General features: G+C 72.6%; 26 protein-coding genes. 10 read left to right on the top strand and 16 right to left on the bottom strand.

Annotated elements, in window-relative coordinates; translation table 11 throughout:
* Window positions 1–253: 253 nt before the first annotated feature.
* Window positions 254–937, bottom strand: coding sequence for a DNA-3-methyladenine glycosylase (locus tag ACH4B3_RS27985; protein WP_398467369.1), 684 nt, complete (start codon window positions 935–937; stop codon window positions 254–256).
* A 190-nt stretch (window positions 938–1127) separates the two neighbouring features.
* Here ACH4B3_RS27985 and ACH4B3_RS27990 point away from each other — a divergent pair, with 190 nt between their 5' ends.
* Complete coding sequence (locus ACH4B3_RS27990; protein ID WP_398467371.1) at window positions 1128–1910, top strand: sporulation protein; 783 nt, start codon at window positions 1128–1130, stop codon at window positions 1908–1910.
* Between the two features lie 144 nt (window positions 1911–2054).
* Here the strand turns inward: ACH4B3_RS27990 and ACH4B3_RS27995 are convergent, their stop codons facing one another.
* Window positions 2055–2405 carry a barstar family protein gene (locus tag ACH4B3_RS27995; protein ID WP_398467373.1) on the bottom strand — a complete coding sequence of 117 codons (351 nt, stop codon included), beginning with the start codon at window positions 2403–2405 and terminating at the stop codon, window positions 2055–2057.
* 85 nt (window positions 2406–2490) lie between these two features.
* Here ACH4B3_RS27995 and ACH4B3_RS28000 point away from each other — a divergent pair, with 85 nt between their 5' ends.
* On the top strand, window positions 2491–3030 hold the full coding sequence (locus ACH4B3_RS28000; protein WP_398467375.1) for a YbhB/YbcL family Raf kinase inhibitor-like protein: 540 nt from the start codon (window positions 2491–2493) through the stop codon (window positions 3028–3030).
* Window positions 3031–3179: 149 nt separating this feature from the next.
* The gene (locus tag ACH4B3_RS28005) at window positions 3180–3683 is read left to right on the top strand and encodes an HNH endonuclease (protein WP_398467377.1); all 504 of its coding nucleotides are present in this window, start codon (window positions 3180–3182) and stop codon (window positions 3681–3683) included.
* 72 nt (window positions 3684–3755) lie between these two features.
* Here the strand turns inward: ACH4B3_RS28005 and ACH4B3_RS28010 are convergent, their stop codons facing one another.
* The 3 genes from ACH4B3_RS28010 to ACH4B3_RS28020 form a co-directional block, all read right to left on the bottom strand.
* The gene (locus ACH4B3_RS28010) at window positions 3756–4697 is read right to left on the bottom strand and encodes an SPFH domain-containing protein (RefSeq protein ID WP_398467379.1); all 942 of its coding nucleotides are present in this window, start codon (window positions 4695–4697) and stop codon (window positions 3756–3758) included.
* A 109-nt stretch (window positions 4698–4806) separates the two neighbouring features.
* The gene (locus ACH4B3_RS28015; RefSeq protein WP_398467381.1) at window positions 4807–5229 is read right to left on the bottom strand and encodes an NfeD family protein; all 423 of its coding nucleotides are present in this window, start codon (window positions 5227–5229) and stop codon (window positions 4807–4809) included.
* A gap of 341 nt (window positions 5230–5570) precedes the next feature.
* Window positions 5571–6362 carry an ABC transporter ATP-binding protein gene (locus tag ACH4B3_RS28020; RefSeq protein ID WP_398467383.1) on the bottom strand — a complete coding sequence of 264 codons (792 nt, stop codon included), beginning with the start codon at window positions 6360–6362 and terminating at the stop codon, window positions 5571–5573.
* A 110-nt stretch (window positions 6363–6472) separates the two neighbouring features.
* Here ACH4B3_RS28020 and ACH4B3_RS28025 point away from each other — a divergent pair, with 110 nt between their 5' ends.
* Window positions 6473–7282, top strand: coding sequence for a hypothetical protein (locus ACH4B3_RS28025; RefSeq protein WP_398467385.1), 810 nt, complete (start codon window positions 6473–6475; stop codon window positions 7280–7282).
* Between the two features lie 277 nt (window positions 7283–7559).
* Here the strand turns inward: ACH4B3_RS28025 and ACH4B3_RS28030 are convergent, their stop codons facing one another.
* The 3 genes from ACH4B3_RS28030 to ACH4B3_RS28040 all read right to left on the bottom strand — a co-directional run bounded on the left by ACH4B3_RS28030 (window position 7560) and on the right by ACH4B3_RS28040 (window position 9763).
* Window positions 7560–7802 carry a chaplin gene (locus tag ACH4B3_RS28030; RefSeq protein ID WP_398467387.1) on the bottom strand — a complete coding sequence of 81 codons (243 nt, stop codon included), beginning with the start codon at window positions 7800–7802 and terminating at the stop codon, window positions 7560–7562.
* Between the two features lie 160 nt (window positions 7803–7962).
* Entirely contained in the window at window positions 7963–8610 is a 648-nt protein-coding gene (locus ACH4B3_RS28035) for a response regulator (RefSeq protein WP_398467389.1), read from the bottom strand.
* Window positions 8603–9763, bottom strand: a complete 1161-nt coding sequence (locus tag ACH4B3_RS28040) for a GAF domain-containing sensor histidine kinase (protein WP_398467391.1) — start codon at window positions 9761–9763, stop codon at window positions 8603–8605. The genes ACH4B3_RS28035 and ACH4B3_RS28040 overlap by 8 nt, the downstream gene beginning before the upstream one ends.
* Before the next feature lie 192 nt (window positions 9764–9955).
* Here ACH4B3_RS28040 and ACH4B3_RS28045 point away from each other — a divergent pair, with 192 nt between their 5' ends.
* On the top strand, window positions 9956–10657 hold the full coding sequence (locus ACH4B3_RS28045; protein ID WP_398467392.1) for a nitroreductase family protein: 702 nt from the start codon (window positions 9956–9958) through the stop codon (window positions 10655–10657).
* A 438-nt stretch (window positions 10658–11095) separates the two neighbouring features.
* The gene (locus ACH4B3_RS28050) at window positions 11096–11923 is read left to right on the top strand and encodes a transglycosylase SLT domain-containing protein (protein ID WP_398467394.1); all 828 of its coding nucleotides are present in this window, start codon (window positions 11096–11098) and stop codon (window positions 11921–11923) included.
* 142 nt (window positions 11924–12065) lie between these two features.
* On the opposite strand, the gene ACH4B3_RS28055 is transcribed toward ACH4B3_RS28050, so the two are convergent.
* Window positions 12066–14813, bottom strand: coding sequence for an FHA domain-containing protein (locus ACH4B3_RS28055; RefSeq protein WP_398467396.1), 2748 nt, complete (start codon window positions 14811–14813; stop codon window positions 12066–12068).
* A gap of 223 nt (window positions 14814–15036) precedes the next feature.
* On the opposite strand from ACH4B3_RS28055, the gene ACH4B3_RS28060 reads away from it, so the two are divergent.
* Window positions 15037–16446: a streptophobe family protein gene (locus ACH4B3_RS28060; protein ID WP_398467398.1), complete on the top strand. Its 1410-nt coding sequence runs from the start codon at window positions 15037–15039 to the stop codon at window positions 16444–16446.
* 209 nt (window positions 16447–16655) lie between these two features.
* Window positions 16656–17891 (top strand): phosphoserine phosphatase SerB, encoded by a 1236-nt coding sequence (gene serB / locus ACH4B3_RS28065; protein WP_398467400.1) that lies wholly within the window; start codon window positions 16656–16658, stop codon window positions 17889–17891.
* 81 nt (window positions 17892–17972) lie between these two features.
* On the opposite strand, the gene ACH4B3_RS28070 is transcribed toward serB, so the two are convergent.
* The 4 genes from ACH4B3_RS28070 to ACH4B3_RS28085 form a co-directional block, all read right to left on the bottom strand.
* Window positions 17973–18494, bottom strand: a complete 522-nt coding sequence (locus ACH4B3_RS28070) for a SixA phosphatase family protein (protein WP_398467402.1) — start codon at window positions 18492–18494, stop codon at window positions 17973–17975.
* Window positions 18495–18580: 86 nt separating this feature from the next.
* Entirely contained in the window at window positions 18581–18805 is a 225-nt protein-coding gene (locus ACH4B3_RS28075) for a hypothetical protein (RefSeq protein WP_398467404.1), read from the bottom strand.
* Between the two features lie 187 nt (window positions 18806–18992).
* Entirely contained in the window at window positions 18993–19112 is a 120-nt protein-coding gene (locus tag ACH4B3_RS28080; protein WP_398467406.1) for an SGM_5486 family transporter-associated protein, read from the bottom strand.
* Between the two features lie 23 nt (window positions 19113–19135).
* The gene (locus tag ACH4B3_RS28085; RefSeq protein WP_398467408.1) at window positions 19136–20491 is read right to left on the bottom strand and encodes a CynX/NimT family MFS transporter; all 1356 of its coding nucleotides are present in this window, start codon (window positions 20489–20491) and stop codon (window positions 19136–19138) included.
* Window positions 20492–20706: 215 nt separating this feature from the next.
* On the opposite strand from ACH4B3_RS28085, the gene ACH4B3_RS28090 reads away from it, so the two are divergent.
* A complete protein-coding gene (locus tag ACH4B3_RS28090; protein WP_398467410.1) occupies window positions 20707–21381 on the top strand; it encodes a FadR/GntR family transcriptional regulator in 675 nt (224 codons plus the stop codon).
* Between the two features lie 18 nt (window positions 21382–21399).
* Here ACH4B3_RS28090 and ACH4B3_RS28095 read toward each other — a convergent pair whose 3' ends face one another.
* The 3 genes from ACH4B3_RS28095 to fabG all read right to left on the bottom strand — a co-directional run bounded on the left by ACH4B3_RS28095 (window position 21400) and on the right by fabG (window position 23602).
* A complete protein-coding gene (locus ACH4B3_RS28095) occupies window positions 21400–21891 on the bottom strand; it encodes a hypothetical protein (RefSeq protein WP_398467412.1) in 492 nt (163 codons plus the stop codon).
* A gap of 230 nt (window positions 21892–22121) precedes the next feature.
* A complete protein-coding gene (gene fabI / locus ACH4B3_RS28100) occupies window positions 22122–22892 on the bottom strand; it encodes an enoyl-ACP reductase FabI (RefSeq protein WP_398467414.1) in 771 nt (256 codons plus the stop codon).
* A 5-nt stretch (window positions 22893–22897) separates the two neighbouring features.
* Window positions 22898–23602 carry a 3-oxoacyl-[acyl-carrier-protein] reductase gene (gene fabG / locus ACH4B3_RS28105; RefSeq protein ID WP_398467416.1) on the bottom strand — a complete coding sequence of 235 codons (705 nt, stop codon included), beginning with the start codon at window positions 23600–23602 and terminating at the stop codon, window positions 22898–22900.
* 353 nt (window positions 23603–23955) lie between these two features.
* Here fabG and ACH4B3_RS28110 point away from each other — a divergent pair, with 353 nt between their 5' ends.
* Window positions 23956–25479 carry a TldD/PmbA family protein gene (locus ACH4B3_RS28110; RefSeq protein WP_398467418.1) on the top strand — a complete coding sequence of 508 codons (1524 nt, stop codon included), beginning with the start codon at window positions 23956–23958 and terminating at the stop codon, window positions 25477–25479.
* Window positions 25480–25526: the final 47 nt, after the last annotated feature.

A 25526-nucleotide genomic window follows, 5' to 3' on the forward strand; every position in this document is an offset into this window, starting at 1 on the left:
TCCGTTCCGTTCCCGGTTCGGATTTCATTTCCGGTCCCCGTTGGAGGGGGTTTGTTTCGCGCCTTCCGGCGTGATCACTACTTTAGCGGATTTCCCCGTGGGCTCCTAATCGAGCCTTTCGATCCGGAATTCGGCATGCCGAAATCGGACCCCTGCCGGGGAAGTCGTAGGTAGTGGTTTGCCGCTGAAGGCTGCGATGGGGCGGACCGGAGGTCGCGCCGACACCTGACCTGTTCAAGCGGCTCGGGCTACGTTAGGCGTCCCGGCCCGTCGAGTCAAGTTCCGTCGGGCGGACCTTCGGACCCCGCCGGCGCGGGGTGTGCGCGCGGTAGGGACTGACCGTGCGGTCGCCGTCGATCCAGAACCGCCAGGGGTGGGTGGCGCCCTCGCCGCCCACTCCGGTCCGGGGGCCGCTGCGGATGCGCGGGGCGGGTGCGGGTTCGCCGCTCAGGATCCACAGGGGTGCCGCCGGGCCGTCGCAGACATCGGCCCCGTCCAGCCGCCGGTCGACGTCGAGCGCGGTGGCCAGCCGGGCCGGCCCCTTCGCCAGCTCGTGGTCGGTGCGGGCGGTGGGCCGGTGCCTGCGGGCCAGCTCCGCGCCCCGCAGCACCTCGCCCGCGCGCAGCAGCACCCCGCTCGCCACGCCCTCCGGCCCGCACACCAGGTTCAGGCAGTGCCACATGCCGTAGGTGAAGTAGACATACGCATGACCCGGGGGCCCGAACATCACGGCGTTGCGCGCGGTGCGGCCGCGGTAGGCGTGCGAGCCGGGATCCGCCTGGCCCGCGTACGCCTCCACCTCCGTGAGGCGCACTTCCATCGGGCCGTGCGGGGTGTGCCGCACCAGGGTGCGGCCGAGCAGGTCGGGGGCCACTTCCAGTACCGGGCGGTTGAAGAAGTCGCGGTCCAGCGGCGTTCGGTCGGGTCCCTGAGTCACGGGATTCGAGCGTAGTGCAACGGATCGGACAAGGGCCGGCCTCCGTTGTTGGTGCGGAGGGCGGGTGGCTGGAAAGGTAGGGACGGAACCGCGCGGCTCCGTTCCGCGTTCGTATCGGACGGAGCGTGGATCCCCCGGATCCACGGCGGTCGACCGATCAACCGGTGATCACGTCCTGGAAGGGAACAACATGGGCTTCAAGAAGCTGCTCGCGAGTCTGGGTGCCGGTGGCGCCTCGGTGGAGACGGTGCTGACCGAGGAGAACGTCGTCCCGGGCGGCGTGGTGCAGGGCGAGGTCCGTATCCAGGGCGGCTCGGTCGCGCAGCAGATCGAGGGCGTCTCGGTCGGCCTGCAGGCCCGCGTCGAGGTCGAGGGCAACGACCAGGAAGTGAAGCAGGACATCGAGTTCACCCGGCTCGAGGTCGGCGGGGCCTTCGAGGTCCAGGCCGGTGCGGCGCACACCGTTCCGTTCACCCTGGAGGTGCCCTGGGAGACGCCGATCACCACCGTCCTCGGCCGTCACCTCACCGGGATGAACATCGGGGTCACCACGGAGCTGCGGATCGCCCGCGCGGTCGACTCCGGCGACCTCGACCCGGTCAACGTGCACCCGCTCCCGGCGCAGCAGGCGATCCTGGACGCGTTCGGCGGGCTCGGCTTCCGCTTCAAGAGCGCCGACCTGGAGCGCGGCCACATCCGCGGCACCCGGCAGCGGCTGCCCTTCTACCAGGAGATCGAGTTCTACGCGCCCGAGCAGTACCGGGGCCTGAACCAGGTGGAGCTGACGTTCATCACGGACGACCGTGAGATGGACGTGGTGCTGGAGATGGACAAGAAGCCCGGCCTGTTCACCGAGGGCAGCGACTCCTACCGTGCCTTCACCGTCGGCCTGGCCTCGTACCAGGACACCGACTGGGCCGCGTACCTCAACCAGTGGCTCGCCGAGGTCGGCGGGAAGCGCAACTGGTTCTGAGCGGCGGGCGCGGTACCCAGGGCGAGGGTGCCGCCGGCCGTCGGTGACGCGGTCGAAGGGGGCGTGCCGGACATCGGTCCGGCACGCCCCTCCGCCGTTCCCGGCCGCCTCGCCTCCGCGCCCCGGGGCCGGCGCGGCACCGGCTCAGCCCGGCGGCCGCTCGGGGCGGGCGTCGTAGACGACGGTGAGCGGGGTGCCGCGGGCTGCCCAGTAGGACTCCGCGTCGGACAGGATGCCGGCGGCGACGGCGGCATCCTCGGGAGCCGCCCGGCGGAAGTCGGACCAGCCGTGGACGCGCAGCACGTACTCCACCGGCGGGGCACCCCACCAGGTCAGGTCGGTGAGGGCGTCGGCGAGGGCGTCCCAGTTGTGTCCGAACCAGTCGGGCAGCTGCAGATCGCGTGCGCACCGGTCGAGGAAGCCGGTCTTGTCGGACACGCCGTCCAGGCGCAGTTCGGCCGCGTGCCGGACAGGGCGAGGCTCCGGTGAGGTCATGTGGCGCATCGTCCCAGACCGGGCGGGGACGGCTGGTTAGGCTGGCCGCGCACGCGTCCGGTACGAGCAGCAGGAGGTTTTTCACGTGGCCGAGCAGAAGCGGCGTCCGCTTCCTCACGACTTCCATCCCCCGGTGCCGTCGTTCACGGTGGTGAGCGACGATGTGGAGCCGGGCGGCACGCTGAAGGATGCCCAGGTGCAGGCGGCCGGCGACGTCTCACCGCACCTGCGCTGGGAGGGCTTCCCGGAGGAGACCAAGAGCTTCGCGGTCACCTGCTACGACCCGGACGCCCCGACCGGGAGCGGATTCTGGCACTGGGTGCTCTTCGACATCCCGGCGTCGGTGACGGAGTTGCCGGCCGGGGCGGGCAGCGGCGACTTCGCGGGCCTGCCGGCCGGCGCGGTGCACGCGCGGAACGACTACGGGTCGCGGGACTTCGGGGGTGCGGCGCCGCCGCCCGGTGACGGCCCGCACCGCTACGTCTTCACCGTCTACGCGGTGGACGGCGAGAAGCTGGGGCCGGACGCGGAGGCGTCGCCCGCGGTCGTCGGCTTCCACCTCCGCTTCCACGCGCTGGCCCGCGCCCAGGTGATCGCCGAGTACGAGGTGCCCGCCGGCGGCTGACCGTGCGGCGGCGGCCCCCGGGTCCGGTGGGCTCGGGGGCCTCGCGGCGGCGGAAATTGCGTTGTCGCGGTCCGGGCCCCGCGCCAGAGTTGATCCCGGCCCGCCCGTGGTGGAGCGGGCCGGGATGCCTGGTGCGGGAGGTGGTCTGGATGCGCGAGACACTGGTACTGAATGCGAGCTTCGAGCCGTTGTCGACGGTGAGCCTGCGCCGTGCGGTGGTGCTGGTACTGCAGGACAAGGCAGTCGTCGAACAGGCCCATCCGCGGCTGCGGGTGCGCGCCTCGGCGATCGATCTGCCGCTGCCCCGGGTGATCCGGCTCCGCCGTTACGTGCGGGTGCCGTTCCGAAGACAGGCGCCGTGGTCGCGGCGCGGAGTACTGGTGCGGGACCGGCACCGCTGCGCCTACTGCGGCCGGCGGGCGACCACCGTGGACCATGTGGTGCCCCGGTCGCGCGGGGGCGGGGACACCTGGCTGAACACGGTCGCGTCGTGCGCCGAGGACAATCACCGCAAGGCGGACCGTACCCCGGAGCAGGCCGGGATGACCTTGCTGAGCACGCCGTTCGAGCCGACCCCGGCCGACGCGCTGCTGCTGGCGCTGGGCTCGGCGCGGCAGGGGGAACTGCCGCTGGGGGCACCTCTGCTGCCCTGACCCCGGCCGGAGACGGAACCGCCGCCCGACGCGGATCGCGTCGGGCGGCGGTTGTGTGCCGGCGGCCGGGGCTCAGTCGATCCTGGGCTGCTCGCGGCGCGGTGCGGTCTCCTTCGCGGCGCCGGAGCCGCCGCCGCCCATCGGGCCGAAGTTGCCGATCGCCCCGCCGAGACCCTTGAGGGCGTCGCCGATCTCGCTGGGCACGATCCACAGCTTGTTGGCGTCGCCTTCGGCGATCTTCGGCAGCATCTGGAGGTACTGGTAGGAGAGGAGCTTCTGGTCCGGGTCGCCGGCGTGGATGGACTCGAAGACGGTCCGGATCGCCTGGGCCTCGCCCTCGGCGCGCAGCGCGGCCGCCTTGGCCTCACCCTCGGCGCGCAGGATCGCGGACTGCTTCTCGCCTTCCGCGCGCAGGATCTCCGACTGCCGGACACCTTCGGCCTGGAGGATCGCGGCACGCTTGTCCCGGTCGGCGCGCATCTGCTTCTCCATCGAGTCCTGGATGGAGGTGGGCGGCTCGATCGCCTTGAGCTCGACGCGGTTGACGCGGATGCCCCACTTGCCGGTGGCCTCGTCGAGGACCCCGCGCAGGGCGGCGTTGATCTCCTCGCGGGAGGTGAGGGTGCGCTCCAGGTCCATGCCGCCGATGATGTTCCGCAGGGTGGTCACGGTGAGCTGCTCGATCGCCTGGATGAAGCTGGCGACCTCGTAGGTCGCGGCCCGCGCGTCGGTCACCTGGTAGTAGATGACGGTGTCGATGTTGACGACCAGGTTGTCCTGGGTGATCACCGGCTGCGGGGGGAACGGCACGACCTGCTCCCGCAGGTCGACCCGGTTACGGATCGAGTCGATGAACGGTACGACGATGTTCAGGCCCGCGTTGAGGGTGCGGGTGTAGCGCCCGAAGCGTTCGACGATGGCCGCACTCGCCTGCGGAATCACCTGGATCGTCTTGATGAGCGCGACGAAGACGAGAATCACCAGGATGATCAGGACGATGATGATCGGATTCACACTGGCTCCCCGTGCCCTTCATGCTGCTGGATTGTCAAGCCTGTCGGTCTCATCGGACGATGATGTTGAAGTCTTTCAGATAACCGGTGCACGGCGCAGCTTGACGGCTTCAGATGACCACGGCGGTGGCGCCCTCGATGTCCACGACGTCGACCCGCCGCCCGGGTTCGTACGTCTGGTCGGCGTCGAGTGCGCGCGCGGACCACACCTCACCGGCGAGCTTGATCCGGCCGCCTTCGCCGTCCACCCGTTCCAGCACGACGGCCTGACGGCCCTTCAGCGCCTCGACGCCGCTGACGTGTTCGGGGCGCTGCCGGCGGCCGCGGTTGGCGATCGGGCGCACCACGGCGATCAGGGCGACCGAGATCACGGCGAAGACCACTACCTGGAGCACGATCCCGCCGCCGAGCGCGTCCGTGACGGCTCCGGCCACGGCACCGACCGCGGCCATGCCGAACTCGGGCATCGCGGTCAGCACGAGCGGGATGCCCAGCGCTACGGCGGCGATCAGCCACCACACCCATCCGTCCACACCGTCATGGTAGTTGGCGGGGGTTGACGGGGACAGGGCGCGACCGCAACGGCCGGGCGCCCCCGTCCCGGGGCCGGGGTGCGGTGTCCGCGACGTGGACCGGGCCTGCCGGTCCGCGGGGTTCACCGCCGCGTGCGGGCGGGGACGACGGGGGTGCGCCCCGGGACGGAGGCCGGGCGGGTCCCGCGGCGGATGCCGTGTGGCGCCGGGGCGGTTCGGGCGGACCTGCCGCCGACGCCGGGCGGGCCCGGGGCGGTTGGGTGGCCCGGGCCAGGAGCGCCGGCCGGGTCCGGGTACGGCGCCGCGGGCGGCCCCGGGAGAGGCCGCCCGCGGTCGCGGGGTCAGCGGAGCGGCAGCCCCTGGGCGGTCCAGCGGTCGCCGTTGCGCTCCACCACCAGCGGCAGTCCGAAGCAGTGCGAGAGGTTGCGCGAGTTCAGTTCGGTCTCGACCGGACCGGCGGCGAGCACCTTGCCCTGGCGGATCATCAGGACGTGGGTGAAGCCGGGGGCGATCTCCTCGACGTGGTGGGTGACCATGATCATGGAGGGCGCGAGCGGGTCGCGGGCGAGCCGGCCGAGCCGGCGCACCAGGTCCTCGCGGCCGCCGAGGTCGAGTCCGGCGGCGGGCTCGTCGAGGAGGAGCAGCTCGGGGTCGGTCATCATGGCGCGCGCGATGAGGGTGCGCTTGCGCTCGCCCTCGGAGAGGGTGCCGAACCTGCGGTCCAGGTAGTCGTTCATGCCAAGCCGGTCGAGGAAGGCGCGGGCGCGCTCCTCGTCCACGGCGTCGTAGCTCTCCTGCCAGTGGGCGGTCATGCCGTAGGCGGCGGTGAGCACGGTCTCCAGCACCGTCTGGTTGCGCGGCAGCTTGTCGGCCATGGCGATACCGGCCATGCCGATCCGCGGGCGCAGCTCGAAGACGTCGACGGCGCCGAGCTTCTCACCCAGGATCTGCGTGGTGCCGCTGGTCGGGAAGAGATAGCTGGAGGCGACGTTGAGCAGGGTCGTCTTGCCGGCGCCGTTGGGGCCGAGGATCACCCAGCGCTCCCCCTCGGCGACCGACCAGGAGACCTTGTCCACCAGAGCCCGGCCGTCGCGGACCACGGATACGTCCACCAGCTCCAGAACATCGCTCATGAGCGCGTTGTCTCCCATTGCAGTCTCGAATGTCGCGTGCGCCGGTAGGCGCAGCCCCCAGGGAAAACCTACGCCACTGGTTGTCGGCGGCAGTCCTTAGGCTGGGGACCATGCTCGATGAACCTCGTTCAGGACGTCTCGCGGCGTGGGGAAATGCCCTTCTTGCCGGACTTGTCTCACCAGATGAGGCAGCTGACCGCATAGCGGGTGAGGACACCTCGCACCGCGTGGCGGATCTCCCCGGGGAATCGGCACCGGTGGGGCTGACCCTGGCGCTCGGCCGGCTGCGGGCGCTGGGCGCCACCGGGATGGGGGTGGCACTGCCGGTGCCCGGTCATCCGCTCGGGCTGAGCGGCCCGCCGGACTTCAACGCGCGGGCGCTGGACGCGGGCGAGGCGGTGATCGTCCCGGGCGTGTCGCTGGGCCTGGTGCCGGAGGTCTTCGAGGCGGGCCCGGCCGGCGACCTGCACGTGGAGGTGGTGTGGCGCTGTCTGCCGGTGCGCGACGCACCACCCGCGGACGTGCCCTCGCTGGGCGAGGCGGAGCGGGAGCTGGCGGAGGCGCTGCGGGAGGCCACCGAGGTGCTGTCCCGGCTGAACGTCGCCGGTTCCGGGCCGATCGCCCAGGCGGCGCTGGACGCCTACCGGGCGCGGGCGGAGCGTGGCCGTGAGGTGCTGGCGCCCGGCTACCCGCCGCGTGCGGTCCGGGTGCTGGAGCTGGCGCAGCGGGTCGGCGCGCTGATCTCCATCGCCTACACCGCGGGCGGGGACGGACGGGAGCACGGCGCGGCGGTGAGCGCGTCGGAGATCGCGGCCCGGGCGGAAGCCCTCCGGCCGGTCGAGCGCACCGCGCGGCGGGCGCAGGTGGCCGCGTACAACGCGTATGTGGAGGAGCGGGAGCGGCGGCGCGACCGGCCCTGACCGCTCCGGCGCACCCCGGCCGGGGGCCGACCCGGGAGGCCGGGCCCGGCGGAGCGGGGCGCGCGGCACCGGGAGAGGCGCAGGGAGGGGCACCGGGAGGGGCGCGGGGAGAAAGGGGTCACGGCGCGGGTGTGCCCGCCGGGCGCTTCCCCGCCGGGCCGCCGGCCGCCGGGCCGGGGAGCTGTCTCGCCGGGCCGCCGGCCACCGGGACACCCTGCGGGGCCCCGCGGTCGATGTGACGCGCGGGGCCCCGCAGGTGCGGTAGGCCGACCGGAGGTCAGGCGTTGCCGCAGGCGTTGCCGGCGGCCGGGTTCACCAGGCCGATGATGTCGACGGAGTCGCCGCAGACGTTCGCCGAGACCTTGACCGGGACCTGGAGCACGTTGCCGGAGACGACACCGGGCGACCCCACGGCGTCACCGTGGGCGGTGGAGCCTGCGGCGGAAGCGACACCGGCACCGGCGAGGACGAGGCCGCCCGCCGCGATCGTGGTGGCCGCGAGCTTCTTGATGTTCTTCACGTGGTCAAACCCTCCTGGCGTGATGCCACGGCCGTTCGCCGTGGCACGTACTGGGAAACGCCCCAGGCACACCGGGGTGACGCCGATCGGGTGACTTACACCCGACGGTATGAATCTCAGCTCGGCCGATGACCTTTCTGTAGTCGTTCTCCAGTCGGTCTCAGGCACCGATGCCGTGCCGCACGGCCCACAGCGCCGCCTGGGTGCGGTCCGCCAGGTCCAGCTTCATCAGGATGTTCGACACATGGGTCTTGACGGTCTTCTCGGAGAGCACCAGGGCACGGGCGATCTCCCGGTTGGAGCGCCCGTCCGCGATCAGCGCCAGCACCTCGCGCTCCCGCTCGGTGAGCGAGCCCTGACGGCCCTGCCCGCCGTTCGCCTCCTCCTGTGAGAGCAGCGCTCCCGCCACCTCCGGCTGGAGCAGTACATGGCCGGCGTGCACGGACCGGATGGCCCCGGCCAGCGCGTCGGGGTCCACGTCCTTGTAGACGTAGCCGGCGGCGCCCGCCCGCAGCGCCGGCACGACCGTGCGCTGCTCGGTGAAGCTGGTCACGACCAGCACCCGGGCCGGGTTGCCGGCCTCGCGCAGTCTGCGCAGCGCCTCGATGCCGTCCACGCCGGGCATCTTCACGTCCATGAGGATCACGTCCGGCCGCAGCTCCTCGGCCCGGGTGACGCCCTCCTCCCCGTCGGACGCCTCGCCCACCACCTCTATGTCGTCCTGCACCTCCAGGAAGGTCCGCAGGCCACGCCGGACCACCTGGTGGTCGTCGACCAGCAGGACCCGGATTCTCGCCGGCTCAGCCACCGGGCACCTCCATCTCGATCGCGGTGCCCTTCCCGGGCTCCGACTCCACCGTCAATGTGCCGCCGACCCCCTGCGCGCGGTCGCGCATCGACACCAGGCCCAGGTGCCGTCCCGCGCGCCGGACCGCGGACGGGTCGAAGCCGCCGCCGTCGTCGGCGACCCGCAGCAGCACCCCGGAGGGGCCCTGCCGGGCGAGGGTGACCTCGACCCGCCCGGCGCCGGAGTGCCGCAGCGCGTTGTGCAGCGCCTCCTGGGCGACGCGCAGCAGCGCCTCCTCCTGGGCGGCCGGGAGGGCGCGGACGCTCCGGGCGGCGAAGGTGACCCGGGCGGTGTGGGCCCGGTCGAGCACCTGGATCTGGGTGCGCAGGGTGGCCACCAGCCCGTCCTCGTCCAGCGCCGCGGGGCGCAGCTCCACCACGGCGGCGCGCAGCTCGTCCGCGGCCTCCGCCGCGAGCGCGGCGACCTGCTGCATCTCGCTCTTCGCCCGGGCCGGGTCGCGGTCCACCAGGGCCGTCGCGGCCTGCGCGGTCAGCCGCAGCGAGAAGAGCTTCTGGGCGACCGCGTCGTGCAGCTCGTGGGCGAGCCGGGCCCGCTCGCCCGCGATGGTCAGCTCGCGGCTGCGCTCGTAGAGCCGGGCGTTGGTGAGGGCGATGGCGGCGTGCTGGGCGAGGATGCCCAGCAGTTCCTCGTCGGCGGCGGTGAAGCCGCAGCCGCCCTCCGGCTTGGGACACCTCTTGTTGGCGAGGAACAGCGCGCCGAGGACCTCGTCCCCGTCGGCGACCGGCAGCCCGATGAAGTCGGACATCTCGGGGTGGGCGTCGGGCCAGCCCTCGAAGCGGGGGTCCTGCCGGACGTCGGCCAGCCGCTGCGGGGTCGCGTCGCGGAGCATCGCGGCGAGGATGCCGTGCTGGCGGGGCAGCGGGCCGATGGCCTTCCACTGCTCCTCGCTGACCCCGTCGACGACGAACTGCGCGAAGCCGCCGTGATCGTCGGGTACGCCGAGGGCCGCGTATTCGGCGTCGAGCAGCTGCCGGGCCGAGACCACGATCGTCTGGAGCACGTCGCGTACCTCCAGATGGCGGCTCATGGCGAGGAGTGCGCTGCTGACACAGGCCAGCCCCGCTCCGGGGTCACTGCCCGGTCCTTTGTTCATACGGTCACCGTACCGGCGGGTCGGTGGCGGCGTATCGGCCCGGCGGCGGCCTCCGCTTAGGGCCTGGGACGTAGGCCGTCCGGGCCGTTCTCCCCCTTCCGTCTGCCGGGCGCGACCGTGAACGGCGTAGCCGGGGCGGTAGGTGGCGGGAATCTCCCCCGGTGGGGCCGGACGCCCCGCAGACTCCTCCATATGTCCATACCAATGAGGAGCTGGACCCCCACCCACGGCGATCCCTACCGGCCGGTGCCCTACCGGCCCGGTCGGATGACGGCCGAGGAGTCGCTGGCCCGCGCCGCGGAGCTGCGGGAGCGGATGGCGGAGCGCCGGACGGTGCGGCAGTTCTCCACCGACCCGGTACCGGAGCAGGTGGTGCGGGACGCCATCGCCTGCGCCGCGACCGCCCCGTCCGGAGCGCACCAGCAGCCGTGGACGTTCGTCCTGGTCAAGGACGCGCGGGTGCGCCGGCGGATCCGGGAGGCCGCCGAGGCCGAGGAGCAGGTGTCCTACGAGGGCCGGCTGGGCGGGGAGTGGCTGGCGGCGCTGCGTCCGCTGGGCACGGACGCGGTCAAGCCGCACCTCACGGACGCGCCGCAGCTGATCGTGGTGTTCCAGCAGCGCTACTGGCTGGGGCCGGACGGGGAGCGCCGCAAGCACTACTACGTGGACGAGTCGGTGGGGATCGCGGTCGGCATGCTGCTGTCCGCGCTCCATCTGTCCGGGCTCGCGGCGCTGGTGCACACGCCCAGCCCGATGCGGTTCCTGGGCGAGGCGCTGGGGCGGCCGGAGAACGAGAAGGCGTTCGCGGTGATCCCGGTGGGCTATCCGGCGGCGGACTGCGTGGTGCCCGATCTGGTCCGCAAGTCGCTGCCGCAGGTACTGACCGAAATCTGAACGACGCGGCCGGGCGCGGCCGGGCGCTCGGCACGCGGGTGGTCGGCACGCGGGCGGTCGGCACGGCCGGAGCGGGAAGGCGGGCCCGGAGCGGCCGGAGCGGGAAGGCGGGCCCGGAGTTCGCCTTCCCGTGTTCACTCGAGCACAGAGAGCGATTCGGAGGGTGCCTCCGTGTGACCCTGGGCATAGGACCCAGGTCACCTACGACCGGAGTTAGTGGACGTTTAAAGCCCGAGTAAGCGGGGAGCCCCGGGCCCTGGAGGCCCTCCGGGGGCACCGGGTCCCACGAAGCGGCTTAGTACGTCACACCTTTGCCACGCGTTTTTGCGGCCGCTAACAATTGCCGAGTCGCACGGCGCCGTAGATCGAGACACGGCGCTTTTTCAGCGCCGAACGGCCTCTGCGACTCCGAGCGATTGGAAGAGGACTACACCGCCCATGCGCATTCCCAGCATCTCCGGTTATAGCCGTCTGACCAAGACCCACAAGTTCTCCGCCGCCGGCATCGCCGCGGCCGGTGCCGCCGCCCTGGCCTTCACTGTCGTCCCCGGCGGCAGCGCCGAGGCCGAGCCGCAGTCGCAGGCCCTGTCCGCCAAGCCGGTCGCCACGCTGGACGACTCCGCGCTCGGTGCCAAGATCCAGAAGGACAGCCTCACCCAGCAGTCCGCGATGACCGCGAAGAAGGCCGAGGCCGAGAAGCAGGCCGCCGCGAAGGCGGAGGCCGAGAAGGCCGCCGACGCCGCCGCGAAGAAGGCCGCCGACGAGGCCGCCAAGAAGAAGGCCGCCGAGGCCGCCGCCAAGGCGAAGGCCGAGCGGGACCGCGTGGTCAAGGAGCAGGTCGCCAAGAAGCGCGCCGCCGCCGAGGCCGCCAACCGCTCGCAGGAGCGGAAGCCGGTCACCAAGGCCGCCCCGGTCGCCAAGCCCGCCCCGGCCAAGCCGACCTACCCGGACAACCTGGACGGGTGGATCCGCGAGTCCCTCGCCATCATGAAGGAGAAGGGCATCCCGGGTACCTACGAGGGCATCCACCGCAACATCATCCGGGAGTCCTCCGGTAACCCGCGCGCGATCAACAACTGGGACATCAACGCCATCAACGGCATCCCGTCCAAGGGTCTGCTCCAGGTGATCCCGCCGACCTTCAAGGCGTACCACGTCGAGGGCACCTCCTGGGACATCTACGACCCGGTCGCCAACATCACCGCGGCCTGCAACTACGCGGCCGACCGCTACGGCTCGATGGACAACGTCAACTCGGCGTACTGATCCGTCCGGCCCCTCGCGCCCGCGCCCTGGAGGGCCGGTGACCGAGGCCGTGACACATGACGAAGGGCGGCACCCCCGGTGGGTGCCGCCCTTCGCCGTGTGCGGGCGATGCCTCGCGCGGGTCACCGGGACCCGCGGCGGGTCACTTCCGCATGACCTCCGGCTCGTGCCGGCGCAGCAGCCGCGCCACCGCGAAGCCACAGGCGACGCCGAGCGCGATCAGCACGAACATGTCGATGGCCCACTGGCCGGTGGCGTGCTCCCACAGCGGGTCGAGGTCGTCGGGCTTCTTGCGGTCCCAGGGGGCCATCACATGGCCGGGGCCGGGGCCGAAGTCCAGGGTGGCGGCGGCCGCGCCGACGGCCCAGCGGGCCGGCATCAGCCAGGCGAACTGCTCGATGCCGGGTGATCCGTAGATCTTGAACAGGATGCCGGTGAAGACGACCTGGACGATGGCGAACATGACCAGCAGCGGCATGGTCTTCTCGGCGGTCTTCACCAGTGCGGAGATGACCAGGCCGATCATCATCGAGGTGAAGCCGATGGCGATGATCGCCAGGCAGAGCTCGGCGGCCGGCGGGAGGATCAGCCCCTCCTCCGGCAGCTCGCGGACCGAGAAGCCGATGGCGCAGATGATGACGCCCTGGAACGCGGTGATCACGCCGAGCACGATGACCTTGGACATCAGATAGGCGGACCGGGACAGGCCGACGGCCCGTTCCCGTTCGTAGATGACCCGTTCCTTGATCAGTTCTCGGACGGAGTTCGCCGCGCCGGAGAAGCACATGCCGACCACCAGGATCAGCATGATCGTCCCGGCGTCCTGGTTGAACTGGCCCTTCGGGGCCATCTGCAGTCCGAAGTCGGAGGGTATGACCACCGAGACACCGCCGAGGACGGCGGGCAGGATCAGCATCAGGGCCAGGAAGCCGCGGTCGGAGGCGATCACCGAGACATAGCGGCGGATCAGGGTGAACAGCTGGGAGCCCCAGCTCTGCGGCTTGTGCACCCGGGCCGGCGGCGGCTGGACGTGCACCGACTGCGGAGCGACGGCGTCGAGGTCGGCCGCGTACAGCCGGTAGTGCTCGGAGCCGCGCCAGCGGCCCGCCCAGTCGTAGTCGCGGTAGTTCTCGAAGGCGGAGAAGACGTCCGCCCAGGTCTCGTAGCCGAAGAAGTTGAGTGCCTCCTCCGGCGGACCGAAGTAGGCGACCGAGCCGCCCGGCGCCATGACCAGGAGCTTGTCGCACAGCGCCAGCTCGGCGACCGAGTGGGTGACGACCAGGACGGTGCGGCCGTCGTCGGCCAGGCCGCGCAGCAGCTGCATGACGTCCCGGTCCATGCCCGGGTCGAGGCCGGAGGTCGGCTCGTCCAGGAAGATCAGCGACGGCTTGGTGAGCAGCTCCAGCGCCACCGAGACGCGCTTGCGCTGGCCGCCGGAGAGCGAGGTGACCTTCTTGTCGGCGTGGATGTCGAGCTTGAGCTCGCGCAGCACCTCGTCGATGCGGGCGGTGCGCTCGGCCTCCGCGGTGTCACCGGGGAAGCGGAGCTTGGCCGCGTACTTCAGGGCGGTCCGCACCGTCAGTTCCTTGTGCAGGATGTCGTCCTGCGGGACCAGTCCGATGCGCTGCCGCAGCTCGGCGAACTGCTTGTAGAGGTTCCGGTTGTCGTAGAGGACGTCGCCCTGGTTGGCCGGACGGTACCCGGTGAGCGCCTTGAGCAGGGTGGACTTACCGGAGCCGGACGGGCCGATGACCGCGACCAGGGACTTCTCCGGCACGCCGAAGGAGACGTCCTTGAGGATCTGCTTGCCGCCGTCCACCGTCACGGTGAGGTGACGGGCGGAGAAGGAGACCTCACCGGTGTCGACGAACTCCTCCAGCCGGTCGCCGACCAGCCGGAAGGTGGAGTGGCCGACGCCGACGATGTCGTTCGGGCCGATGACCTGCTGACGGACCGGCTGACCGTTGACGTACGTACCGTTGTGGCTGCCGAGGTCGACGATCTCGAAGCGGCCGTCGGGCAGCGCACGGAACTCCGCGTGGTTCCGGGAGACCTGGAGGTCGGAGACGACCAGCTCGTTCTCCAGGGCACGGCCGATCCGCATCACCCGGCCGACCGCCAGGTGGTGGAAGGTGGTGGGGCTGCGGTCGCCCTGGGCGGGCGCCGGGTGCGCCGACGGAGCGGTGCCGGGAGCCTGCCGCGCCGGGTCTTCCTGGGGAGCCCCGGCCTGCTGCGGGACGAACCCCTGGGGCGGCTGGTGGCCGTGCGGCGGCTGGTGCGGCTGCTGGAGACCCTGCGGCGGCTGGGGCTGCGCGTGCGACTGCTGCTGGGGCTGTGCGTGCGGCGCCTGGTGCTGCGGCTGATGGTGCGGCTGCGCGTGCGGCTGCTGCTCGGGGCCGCCGTGCTGCGGCGCCTGCGGCCAGCCCTGCGGGGCCTGCTGCTGGTACGGCTGCTGCGGCACCCCGTTCTGCCAGGCCGGCTGCTGCGGCTGCGCCTGCGGATACGGGGCCTGCTGGGCCTGCTGGGCCTGCTGGGGGGCCGCCATCGCGTTCTGCGCGCCGAAAGCGGCCCCTCCGGCGTGGGCCGCCGCGCCGGAGAGCGTCAGCCGGGGGCCGTCCGTCGCGTTGCCGAGGTACAGCACCGAACCCGGGCCGATCTCCATCTGCTGGATGCGCTGACCCTGCAGGTAGGTGCCGTTGGTGCTGCCGTGGTCCTCGATGACCCAACTGCGCCCTCCCCAGCGCACGGTGGCGTGCCGCCAGGAGACCCTGGCGTCGTCGAATACCACGTCGCCCTGCGGGTCACGCCCAAGGCTGTACGACCTGGATGGGTCAAGTGTCCAGGTCTGACCATTCAATTCCAGTACGAGTTCCGGCACTCCATGCCCCACTAGTTGTCCCCCGAAAATCCCCCTGCGGCAGGGAGTCTAGGGATGGCGAACATCGTGGGGAACTATTTCAGGCTCGGTCCCCGAACCGGAAGTCGGGCATTGACAAGAGCGCGTACCGGACAGCGTTGACTCATCCGAAAGGACTCCGGAAAGTGGTAGGCGCCTACGAATGGCGTGGATCATGGGTTATCCGGGCAATTCGCGACTATCAGGGGAAAACACCATGGCGGCGAGCGACGGTGGCCGGGTCCGCCCTGGCGAGGTGCTGATTTCCGCCTTGGCCGCTGTGAGCTGGGCTTTTCTGGCGATGGTGGGCCTGGGAGCGCTCGGCCTTCATCTGATGGGGGCGGATCGCGCGGGTTCTCTGGGGCCCATGACCGCCGCGGCGGTGGTGCTCGCGGTCGGCGGCTCGGTCAAACCGTCAGGCGATGTGAAGATTTTCGGACTCGAAGGTGCAGACGCCACCAGCGCCGTCGATATCGCGCCACTGGGCATCTCACTGGTCGGAGCGCTTCTGCTCGGCATGCTGTTCCTCCGCTCGCTGCGGCGGTCCGGATCCGTGCCGGACCGGGCCGAACTCGCCGCCCGCGCCGGGGCGGTGGCCGTCGTCTTCCTGCTGCTGCTCGCCGGGCTGTGCTGGGTGGGCAACGATACGGTCACGATCGACGGCTCGACGTTCGGCACCGACGGCGGGGCGCCGGACGAGTTCCCCGCCGACCTGGGCGACCTCGCGGACCTCGGCGGCGGACTGCTGCCGGGGCGGCTCGCCGAGCTGGCGGGCGCCGAGGCGCGGGTGGGGCTCGCCGTGGAGACCGGCCGCTCGCTGCTGGGCGGCGCGGTGTGGGTGCTGGCCGTCCTGCTCATCGCACTGCTCGCCTCGCGCCGCACCCCGCTCCCCGGGGACTGGCAGGCCCTGCGGCACTCCGTGGCTCCGGCCGTCTCGGCGCTCTGCGCGGTGCTGGTGCTCGCCGTCGGCGCCGGAGTGGCCGCCGGGGTGTACGCGGCCATCGGCGACGACCACCCCGGGCTGGTGCTCGGCGGCACCCTGATCGGCGCACCGAACGGGGTGTGGCTGGGGGTTCCGCTGGGTCTCTTCGTGCCCTGGCACGGGTCGGCCACCGGCGCGTTCCGGCAGGTGCTGCCCGACCCGCTGGACGAGCTGCTCGGTGCGGGGACGGACGAGCGGATCACCATCGGCCGGCTGGCCGAACTCGACGGCCGGGTCTGGCTGCTGGTCGTCGGGTGCGTACTGATGACGCTGGCGGCCGGGGTGCTCACCGCGGTGCGGACACCGGTACCGGCCGGGGTCACCGGGGCCGGCCGGGACGCCGGCCCCTACGGGTTCGCGGGCCGGTGCGCGCTGCGGCTGGGGATCGCGACCGCGCTCGCCCTGCCGCTGCTGGTCCAGCTGACCGGGGTGTCCGCCGGGGCCAGTCTGTCGGTGCTCGGGTTCGACGCCTTCGAGGCCGGGCTCGACCTGCACGGCAGTGCGCCGCTCGCGCTGCTCCTGGGCGCCGCCTGGGGCGGTCTGGCGGGCTTCGCCGGAGCGCTGCTGGCCTGGCGGGCGGGGGTCGCCGGCGAGCGGGCCGCCCCGGCCGGTCCCGGCGACCTGGGCACCGGCGTGGCGCGGTGACCGGGGCGCCGGCGTGGCGCGGTGACCGACAGGAGACCGGGACGTCCGGCGGTGCCGGGATGCGGGGTGTTTCGACCCTCGATAACCTGAGTTCGCCGGTATTGCGTGACCGCACGATGACCGTGGGTGGAACACTCTCCGTCGCACTGCCGTCCGCAGCACGGACAGCCGCGCGACGCTTCCACCACGCCCGATACGGTGGTAACACCATGAGCGCATCGCAGATCCCACCTGCCATCGCCGTACCGGGCGACGACGATCCCACCCTTCTCGTCAAGATCTTCGGCAAGGACCGCCCCGGCATCACCGCCGGGCTCTTCGACACCCTCGCCGCCTACGGCGTCGACGTCGTGGACATCGAGCAGGTCGTCACCCGGGGGCGCATAGTGCTGTGCGCCCTGGTGACCCCGCCGACGGCCGCGGGCGTGACCGAGGGCGACCTCCGTGCCACCGTGCACAGCTGGGCGGAGTCGCTGCGGCTCCAGGCGGAGATCATCTCCGGCAGGGGCGACAACCGGCCCCGCGGCGTCGGCCGGTCCCATGTCACCGTGCTCGGCCGCCCGCTGACCGCGGAGTCCACGGCCGCCATCGCGGCCCGTATCACCGGCACCGGCGGCAACATCGACCGCATCTTCCGACTGGCGAAGTACCCCGTGACCGCGGTGGAGTTCGAGGTCTCCGGCGCGCAGACCGGGCCGCTGCGCACCGCGCTGGCCACCGAGGCCGCCGCCCTGGGCGTGGACGTGGCGGTCGTCGCCTCCGGACTGCAGCGCCGGGCGCAGCGCCTGGTGGTGATGGACGTCGACTCCACCCTGATCCAGGACGAGGTCATCGAGCTCTTCGCGGCACACGCGGGCTGCGAGGCCGAGGTCGCCGACGTCACCGCCCGCGCGATGCGCGGCGAGCTGGACTTCGAGCAGTCCCTGCACGCGCGGGTCGCGCTGCTGAAGGGCATCGACGAGTCGGTGGTGGAGAAGGTGCGGGCCGAGGTCCGGCTCACCCCCGGCGCCCGGACCCTGATCCGCACCCTGAAGCGGCTCGGCTACCAGGTCGGTGTGGTCTCCGGCGGCTTCACCCAGGTCACCGACGACCTGCGGGAACGGCTGGGACTGGACTTCGCCTCGGCCAACACCCTGGAGGTGGTGGACGGCAAGCTCACCGGCCGGGTGGTCGGGGACGTGGTGGACCGGGCGGGCAAGGCCCGGTTGCTGCGCAGCTTCGCCGCCGAGGCGGGGGTTCCGCTGGCCCAGACGGTGGCGATCGGTGACGGCGCGAACGACCTGGACATGCTGAACGCGGCGGGGCTGGGGGTCGCCTTCAACGCGAAGCCGGTGGTGCGCGAGGCCGCGCACACCGCGGTGAACGTGCCGTTCCTCGACACGGTGCTGTACCTGCTGGGCATCACCCGGGAAGAGGTCGAGGCCGCGGAGACGCACTCCGACTGACCGGTCCCCCGGACCGGCTGCGCCTCGATGTGCCGCTGCCCCCGCCTCCGGGTGGGGGCAGCGGCACATCGAGCGGGGGGATCAGGCGGCGTGCGGCGCCCAGAAGGCGACCAGCCGTCCCACGCCGTGCTCCACGGACTTCCAGGAACCGTTGAAGGTCACCACGGCCATCGCCGCGGTGGGGAAGCCGCTCCGGTTCATCCTGGGCAGCAGGTCGCCGTCCGCCTCGCCGGCGAGCGCGTCGGCCAGGGCGTGCACTCCGGGGTTGTGGCCGACGAGCAGCAGGTCGCGGACCTCGTCGGAGGTCTCGTTGAGCACCGCGATCAGCTCGCCGAGCGACGCCTCGTAGACCCGCTCGTCGTAGACGGTCCGCGGGCGCTGCGGCAGCTCCGAGACGGCCAGCTTCCAGGTCTCCCGGGTGCGGACGGCGGTGGAGCACACGGTGAGGTCCGGCGTGATGCCGGCGCCGGCCAGCCAGCGTCCGGCGACCGGGGCGTCTGTGCGGCCGCGGTCGGCCAGCGGCCGCTCGTGGTCGGAGTCAGCGGACCATTCGGCCTTGGCGTGTCGGAGTAGGACGATCCTTCGGGTCACATCGACGCTCATGGGTCCCAGCTTCGCATGAAAAGGGGTGCGGAGCGCGGGGTGTTGGGAGGGTCCCCACCAAGGGTGGACCGGTCGGGCACCCCTGGTCACGGCAGCTGGTCGAGCACCGTCCGCTGGACCGAGCCGAGCAGCTGCGACCAGCTTCCGCCGCGGCCGGCCGCGTGCACGTTCGAGGCGCCCGACATCAGCAGCAGGAGCGCGGCGAAGGCGAGGGCGGGGAGCGCTATCCCCCACCACGGGAGCCGGGTCTCCACGCCGCCGGGGGCCGGACGGGCGGGCCGGATGGAGGGGCGTGCTGACCGGGCGGACATGGGAGCCTCCGGAGACAGGGAGCGGTTGCCCTGACGCGGGCTGTGACTCCTCGAATCTACGCAGCCGCGGCCGCCGCTCCCATCCGGCATCCCACCCACTCGACCCTGAGGCCCGCCCCCTAGGGGACAGGGGGGCGTACCCCACCACGCGGCGGCCGGGCGCGGCGGCCGGGGCGGGGGTCGCGGGTCAGGGCGAGGCGATGGTGGCGATCACGCCGATGATCACCGTGATCACGAGCATCGCGCCCAGGATGGTGAGCAGCTTCTTCTGCCCGTTCTGCGGGTTGGGGTCCAGCACAGGAGACATGGCCCCAGTGTCGCACCGCCGGCTCACAGCTCGTCCTCCAGGGTGCGGTCGCGACCGGCCAGCACGCCGGCCGCGATCTGCGGCAGCATCAGGGCGGCCATCAGCGCGATCGGCAGGTCCCAGCCGCCGCTGTGCTGGTAGAGGGCGCCCACCAGGAGCGGTCCGGGGATGGACAGCAGATAGCCGGTGCACTGGGCGAAGGCGGACAGCCGGACCACCCCGGAGCTGGTCCGGGCCCGCATCCCGATCATCGTCAGGGCGAGCGGGAAGGCGCAGTTGGAGACGCCCAGCAGCAGCGCCCAGACCCAGGCGCCGGCGGCCGGGGCGAGCCACAGCCCGGCGTAGCCGGTGAGGCCGAAGGTGCCCAGCGCCACCACCAGGACGCCCTGGTGGCGCAGCCGGGCGGCGATCCGCGGCAGCACGAAGGAGAGCGGGACCCCCATCACCATGGTGACGGCCAGCAGTACGCCCGCGGTGGAGGCGGAGACCCCGGCGTCGCGGAAGATCTGCGGCATCCAGCCCATGGTGATGTACGCGGCGGTGGCCTGGAGGCCGAAGAAGACGGCCATGGCCCAGGCGGTGCGGCTGCGGGTGATGCGGCCGGCGGGGGCGTCCGGACGGGCCGGGCCGGCCGCCTCCGCACGCGCCTGCCGGTTGGTGCGGCCGCGGGCGACGGCGAGCCAGGGCAGCACGGCGACGCCGGCCAGGACGGCCCAGACCCCCAGGCCGAGCCGCCAGCTGCCGCCGAGGGCATCGGTCATCGGGACGGTGACCGCGGCGGCGGCGGACGTGCCCAGCGACAGGGCCATGGAGTACAGGCCGGTCATGGTGCCGACCCGGTCGGGGAACCAGCGCTTGACGATCACCGGCATGAGGACGTTGCTCACCGCGATCCCGGCGAGCGCCAGCGCGCTGGCGGTCAGGAAGCCCGCGGTGGCGCCCAGCAGGGGGCGGACGGCCAGCCCCAGGGTGATCGCGGCGAGACCGGAGCACACCACGGTGGCCGGGCCCCAGCGGCGGGCGAGCCGGGGGGCGGCGAGCCCGAAGACCGCGAAGCAGAGCGCCGGGACGGAGGTGAGGAAGCCGGCGAGGGTGCCGCTCATGCCCAGGCCGTCGCGGACCTCTTCGAGCAGCGAGCCGAGGCTGGTGATGGCGGGCCGCAGGTTGAGGGCGGCGAGCACCAGGCCGATGACCACCAGCCGCTGCCTGCCGCGCGACCCGGAGGCGTCGGCGGCCTCCGCGGCTTCGGCGTCGCGTTCGGCGGCCGGGTCCGCCGGACCGGACGCCGCGCCCCGGGCCGGTGCGGCCGCGGCGTCGCGCTCGGCGGCGGGCCGGTCCGGTGGTGCGGCGGTGTCGGTGGTGACGCGCTGGTCTCTCATATCCCCATCATAGAATCATGGGATGAATCGATGTCCACTCCGCCCGCCCGTCCGGGCGCGGGCCCGCACCCCCCTCCGGCCGGCCGCCCCGCCGACGGGTCCGGTGACCGCGCGGTGCCGAGCGGGCGGCAAAATGGGGTCGTCCGGAAGCCCGTCCGGATCCCCGGTACGGGCCCGAAGCCGGGCTCGAAGCCAGGCCCGAAGCCAGGAGAGTCATGCCGCTGACCTCGCCCCGGCGCTCCGCGCTCGCCGACCAGGTGATCGCCCAGCTGCGCGCCCAGATCACCTCCGGCGAGTGGCCGGTGGGGTCCCGCATCCCGACCGAACCCGAACTGGTCGAACAGCTGGGAGTGGCCCGTAACACCGTGCGTGAGGCGGTGCGCGCGCTGGCGCACAACGGACTGCTGGACATCCGGCAGGGCTCGGGCACCTACGTGGTGGCCACCAGCGAGCTGGCCGGGGTGATGCACCGCCGGTTCGCGGACTCCGAACCCCTGCACGTCGCCGAGTTGCGCACCGCGCTGGAGACCAAGGCGGCCCAGCTGGCGGCGGAGCGCCGCACCGAGCAGGACCTGCGGCAGATCGGCACCCTGCTCGACCGGCGCGAACGGGCCTGGGACTCGGGTGACACGGAAGCCTTCGTGGAGGCGGACGCCACGCTCCACCTGGCGATCGTGGCGGCGTCGCACAACGAGGTGCTGGCCGAGCTCTACGCCGACCTCGGCGGGGTGCTGCGGGAGTTCCTGCGGGCCGACGTCGGCGCCGAGCTGCGCCCCGAGGCGTACGTGGACCACGCCCGGCTGGTGGAGGCGATCCGGGCGCGGGACGGCGAACGGGCGGCGGCCGAGGCGAGCGCCCACGCCTTCTCCTGCCGGTTCACCCCCCGCTGAGCCGCGCCCGGGAGCCGGTCAGCGCTCCGGCCGGTGGGACACCCAGGCCTCGCGGATCTCCTTCCAGCAGCGCTGGGAGAGCCGGATGTGCTGGGCCGGCCCGACCTCGACCGGGTGCCCGTCCAGGTCCGGGTCCCACCAGCGGGCGCAGTCGACGTGCAACTGCACCCGGTCGGCGCCGGGGTCGGGGTTGAAGCAACTGGCGTGCGCCCGGGACCCGGATATCCAGGCGTTGCAGGAGGCGCCGCGCTCCCCCGGACGGGAGTCGTCCGCGTCGTCCGCGTCGTCCGGGCCCCGCGGGGCGCCGACGGGCGGTCCGGTGGTCCGCACCCCGCCCGGTCCGGTGGCGGCCGCGGCCGCCACCCGGGCGGCGGCCGACTCCAGGACCGCGGTCACCGGCTCGGACGCGGCACCCCGCGGACTGCCGGCGGCCGCCGGCTGCATGCCCACGGCGGCGATCGCGGCCGCCGCGGCCACGGATGCCGCCGCCGCGGCCCGGGATGTGCGCATGGCGGAAACCTCCTCGGCCGTGCTGCGGCACGCAGGCCGCGGCTGCACCTCAAGGGGGACGTGCTCCCGTGCTCCGTACGCAGGACGCGCGGTACTCCTCCACGGTGCGGGCCCGCCGGCCCGGCCGCCCGCGGGCAGGGCCGAACGGGCGATGCCCCGGCCCCCGCGCGGCTGCGGGGACCGGGGCATCGTGGCCGGGGGGCGGCCCCGGGGGGCCGCCGGGGGCGTCCTCAGACGCCCATCATGTGCACGCCGCCGTCGACGTGCACGACCTCGCCGGTGGTCTTGGGGAACCAGTCGGACAGCAGCGCGACCACGCCGCGGGCGGCCGGCTCGGGGTCGGCGATCTCCCAGCCGATGGGGGCCCGGTCGCCCCACTCGTCGGCGAGCACCTCGAAGCCGGGGATGGACTTGGCGGCCATCGACTTGATGGGGCCGGCCGCGACCAGGTTGCTGCGGACGTTCTTCGGGCCCAGGTCACGGGCGAGGTAGCGGGAGGTGGACTCCAGGGCCGCCTTGGCGACGCCCATCCAGTCGTAGACCGGCCAGGCGAACTTGGCGTCGAAGGTCAGACCGACCACCGAGCCGCCGCGCGGCATCAGCGGCAGCAGCGCCGTGGTCAGCGACTTGAGGGAGTACGCCGAGACGTGCACCGCGGTGGAGACGTCCTCCCAGCTCGCCTCCAGGAAGTTGAAGGCACCCTGCGGGCCGAAGGCGATGGAGTGCACGATGCCGTCCAGGTCGACACCCTCGCCCAGCTGCTCGCGCACCTTGTCGGCGATGGTGTCCAGGTGCTCCTGGTTGGTGACGTCCAGCTCGATGACCGGGGCGGGCTTGGGCAGGCGCTTGGCGATCCGCTCGACCAGCGTCAGCCGTCCGAAGCCGGTGAGGATGACCTCGGCGCCCTCCTCCTGGGCCAGCTTGGCGGCGTGGAAGCCGATGGAGGCATCGGTGATGACGCCCGTGACCAGGATGCGCTTACCCGCGAGAATTCCACTCATGACGTTCAGTGACCCATGCCCAATCCGCCGTCGACGGGGATGACGGCTCCAGTGATGTACGCGGCCTCGTCGGAGGCCAGGAAGCGGACCGCGGCCGCGATCTCCTCGGGCTGCGCGTAGCGGGCCAGCGGCACCTGCTTCACGATGCCCGCCCGCTGCTCGTCGCTGAGCACGCGGGTCATGTCGGTGTCGACGAAGCCGGGGGCGACCACGTTGACGGTGATGTTGCGGGAGCCGAGTTCGCGGGCGAGGGAGCGCGCGAAGCCGACCAGGCCGGCCTTGGAGGCGGCGTAGTTCGCCTGGCCCGCGGAGCCCAGCAGGCCCACGACCGAGGAGATGAGCACGACGCGGCCCTTGCGGGCGCGCAGCATCGCGCGGTTGGCACGCTTCACCACGCGGAAGGTACCGGTCAGGTTGGTGTCCAGGACGGTGCTGAAGTCCTCCTCGGACATGCGCATCAGGAGCTGGTCGCGGGTGACGCCGGCGTTGGCCACCAGCACCTCGACCGCGCCCTGCTTCTCCTCGACCTCCTTGTACGCCTGCTCGACCTGCTCGGGGTCCGTGATGTCGCACTTCACGGCGAGGAAGCCCGCCGGCGGCTCGCCGGACCGGTAGGTGATGGCGACGTTGTCGCCCGCGTCGGCGAACGCTCGGGCGATGGCGAGGCCGATGCCCCGGTTTCCTCCGGTGACGAGAACCGAGCGGCTCAAGGGAGCACCCTTTCGATAGCGGTCGTGGTACTCCCGCAAACTATCGGTCCGGGGCGGCTCCCGGAGAATCCACCCCTGACAGTGGCGCCGGGCAAGCACTGTCGGATCCCTACAGAAGTACGGGCCGAACGGGTCGGTCTGCGGTGATCGGCCGACCGCCCGGCCGGCCGCGTGAGCGGAACCTCACAACCGGTGGGTGCCGCCGGTGGCCGGCGGCCGGACCCGCCGCCGCGGCACGCCGGCCCGGTGGCCCTCGCCGTCTGTCGGGAGCGGTTTATTCCTCTGTACGGTGCGCAGGGCCATGATTCACTCCGGTCAGAGGCTGCGAAGAGGAAGAGAAGGAGAGGCCCGACGTGCCCCATGAGGTCGATCAGTCGTTCCTGGCACTGCCGTTGCGCGCGCTCGCCGACGCGGCGCTCGCCCGCGCCCGCGCGCTCGGCGCCGATCACGCGGACTTCCGCTTCGAACGGGTGCGCAGCGCCTCCTGGCGGCTGCGGGACGCCAAGCCCGCCGGTTCGTCCGACACCACCGATCTGGGCTACGCGGTGCGTGTGGTGCACGGCGGCGCCTGGGGGTTCGCCTCGGGCGTGGACCTGACGATGGACGCCGCGGCCCGGGTTGCCTCCCAGGCGGTGGCGATGGCCCAGCTGTCCGCCAAGGTGATCCAGGCGGCCGGCTCGGCGGAGAGGGTGGAGCTGGCCGACGAGCCGGTGTACGCCGACCGCACCTGGGTCTCCGCCTACCAGGTCAATCCCTTCGAGGTACCGGACGCGGAGAAGACCGGGCTGCTGGCGGAGTGGAGTTCCCGGCTGCTGGCCGCCGACGGCGTGGCACATGTGGACGCCTCGCTGATGACCGTCCAGGAGAACAAGTTCTACGCGGACACCGCGGGCACCACGACCACCCAGCAGCGGGTGCGGCTGCACCCGCAGCTGACGGCGGTGGCGGTGGACGGCGAGTCCGGCGAGTTCGACTCGATGCGGACCATCGCGCCGCCGGTCGGACGCGGCTGGGAGTACCTGACCGGCACCGGCTGGGACTGGGACGCGGAGCTGGCGGCCATCCCGGCGCTGCTCGCCGAGAAGATGCGCGCGCCGTCGGTCGAGGCCGGGGCGTACGACCTGGTGGTCGACCCGTCCAACCTCTGGCTGACCATCCACGAGTCGATCGGGCACGCCACCGAGCTGGACCGGGCGCTGGGCTACGAGGCGGCGTACGCGGGCACCTCCTTCGCCACCTTCGACCAGCTCGGGACGTTGCGGTACGGCTCGGAGATCATGAACGTCACCGGGGACCGGACCGCCGAACACGGGCTGGCCACGGTCGGCTTCGACGACGAGGGGGTGGCCGGGCAGTCCTGGGACCTGGTGAAGGACGGGATGCTGGTCGGCTACCAGCTCGACCGGCGGATCGCCCGGCTCACCGGCCTCGGCCGCTCCAACGGCTGCGCCTTCGCCGACTCGCCGGGCCATGTGCCGGTGCAGCGGATGGCGAACGTCTCCCTGCGGCCGGCCCCGGACGGGCCCTCCACCGAGGAGCTGATCTCCGGGGTGGAGCGGGGCATCTACGTGGTCGGCGACCGCTCCTGGTCGATCGACATGCAGCGCTACAACTTCCAGTTCACCGGTCAGCGGTTCTTCCGGATCGAGAACGGCCGGCTCGCGGGCCAGCTGCGCGATGTCGCGTACCAGGCCACCACCACCGACTTCTGGGGCTCGATGGCGGCCGTCGGCGGACCGCAGACCTATGTGCTCGGGGGCGCGTTCAACTGCGGCAAGGCCCAGCCGGGCCAGGTCGCCGCCGTCTCGCACGGCTGCCCCTCCGCGCTCTTCCGCGGCGTGAACATCCTCAACACCACGCAGGAGGCGGGCCGATGAGCCGGGCCCGCCTGAACCGCCGGGGGCCCGGGGCTCACCACCCGGGC

It is taken from the genome of Streptomyces sp. NPDC018031, from assembly GCF_044327625.1.
Lineage (GTDB): Bacteria > Actinomycetota > Actinomycetes > Streptomycetales > Streptomycetaceae > Streptomyces.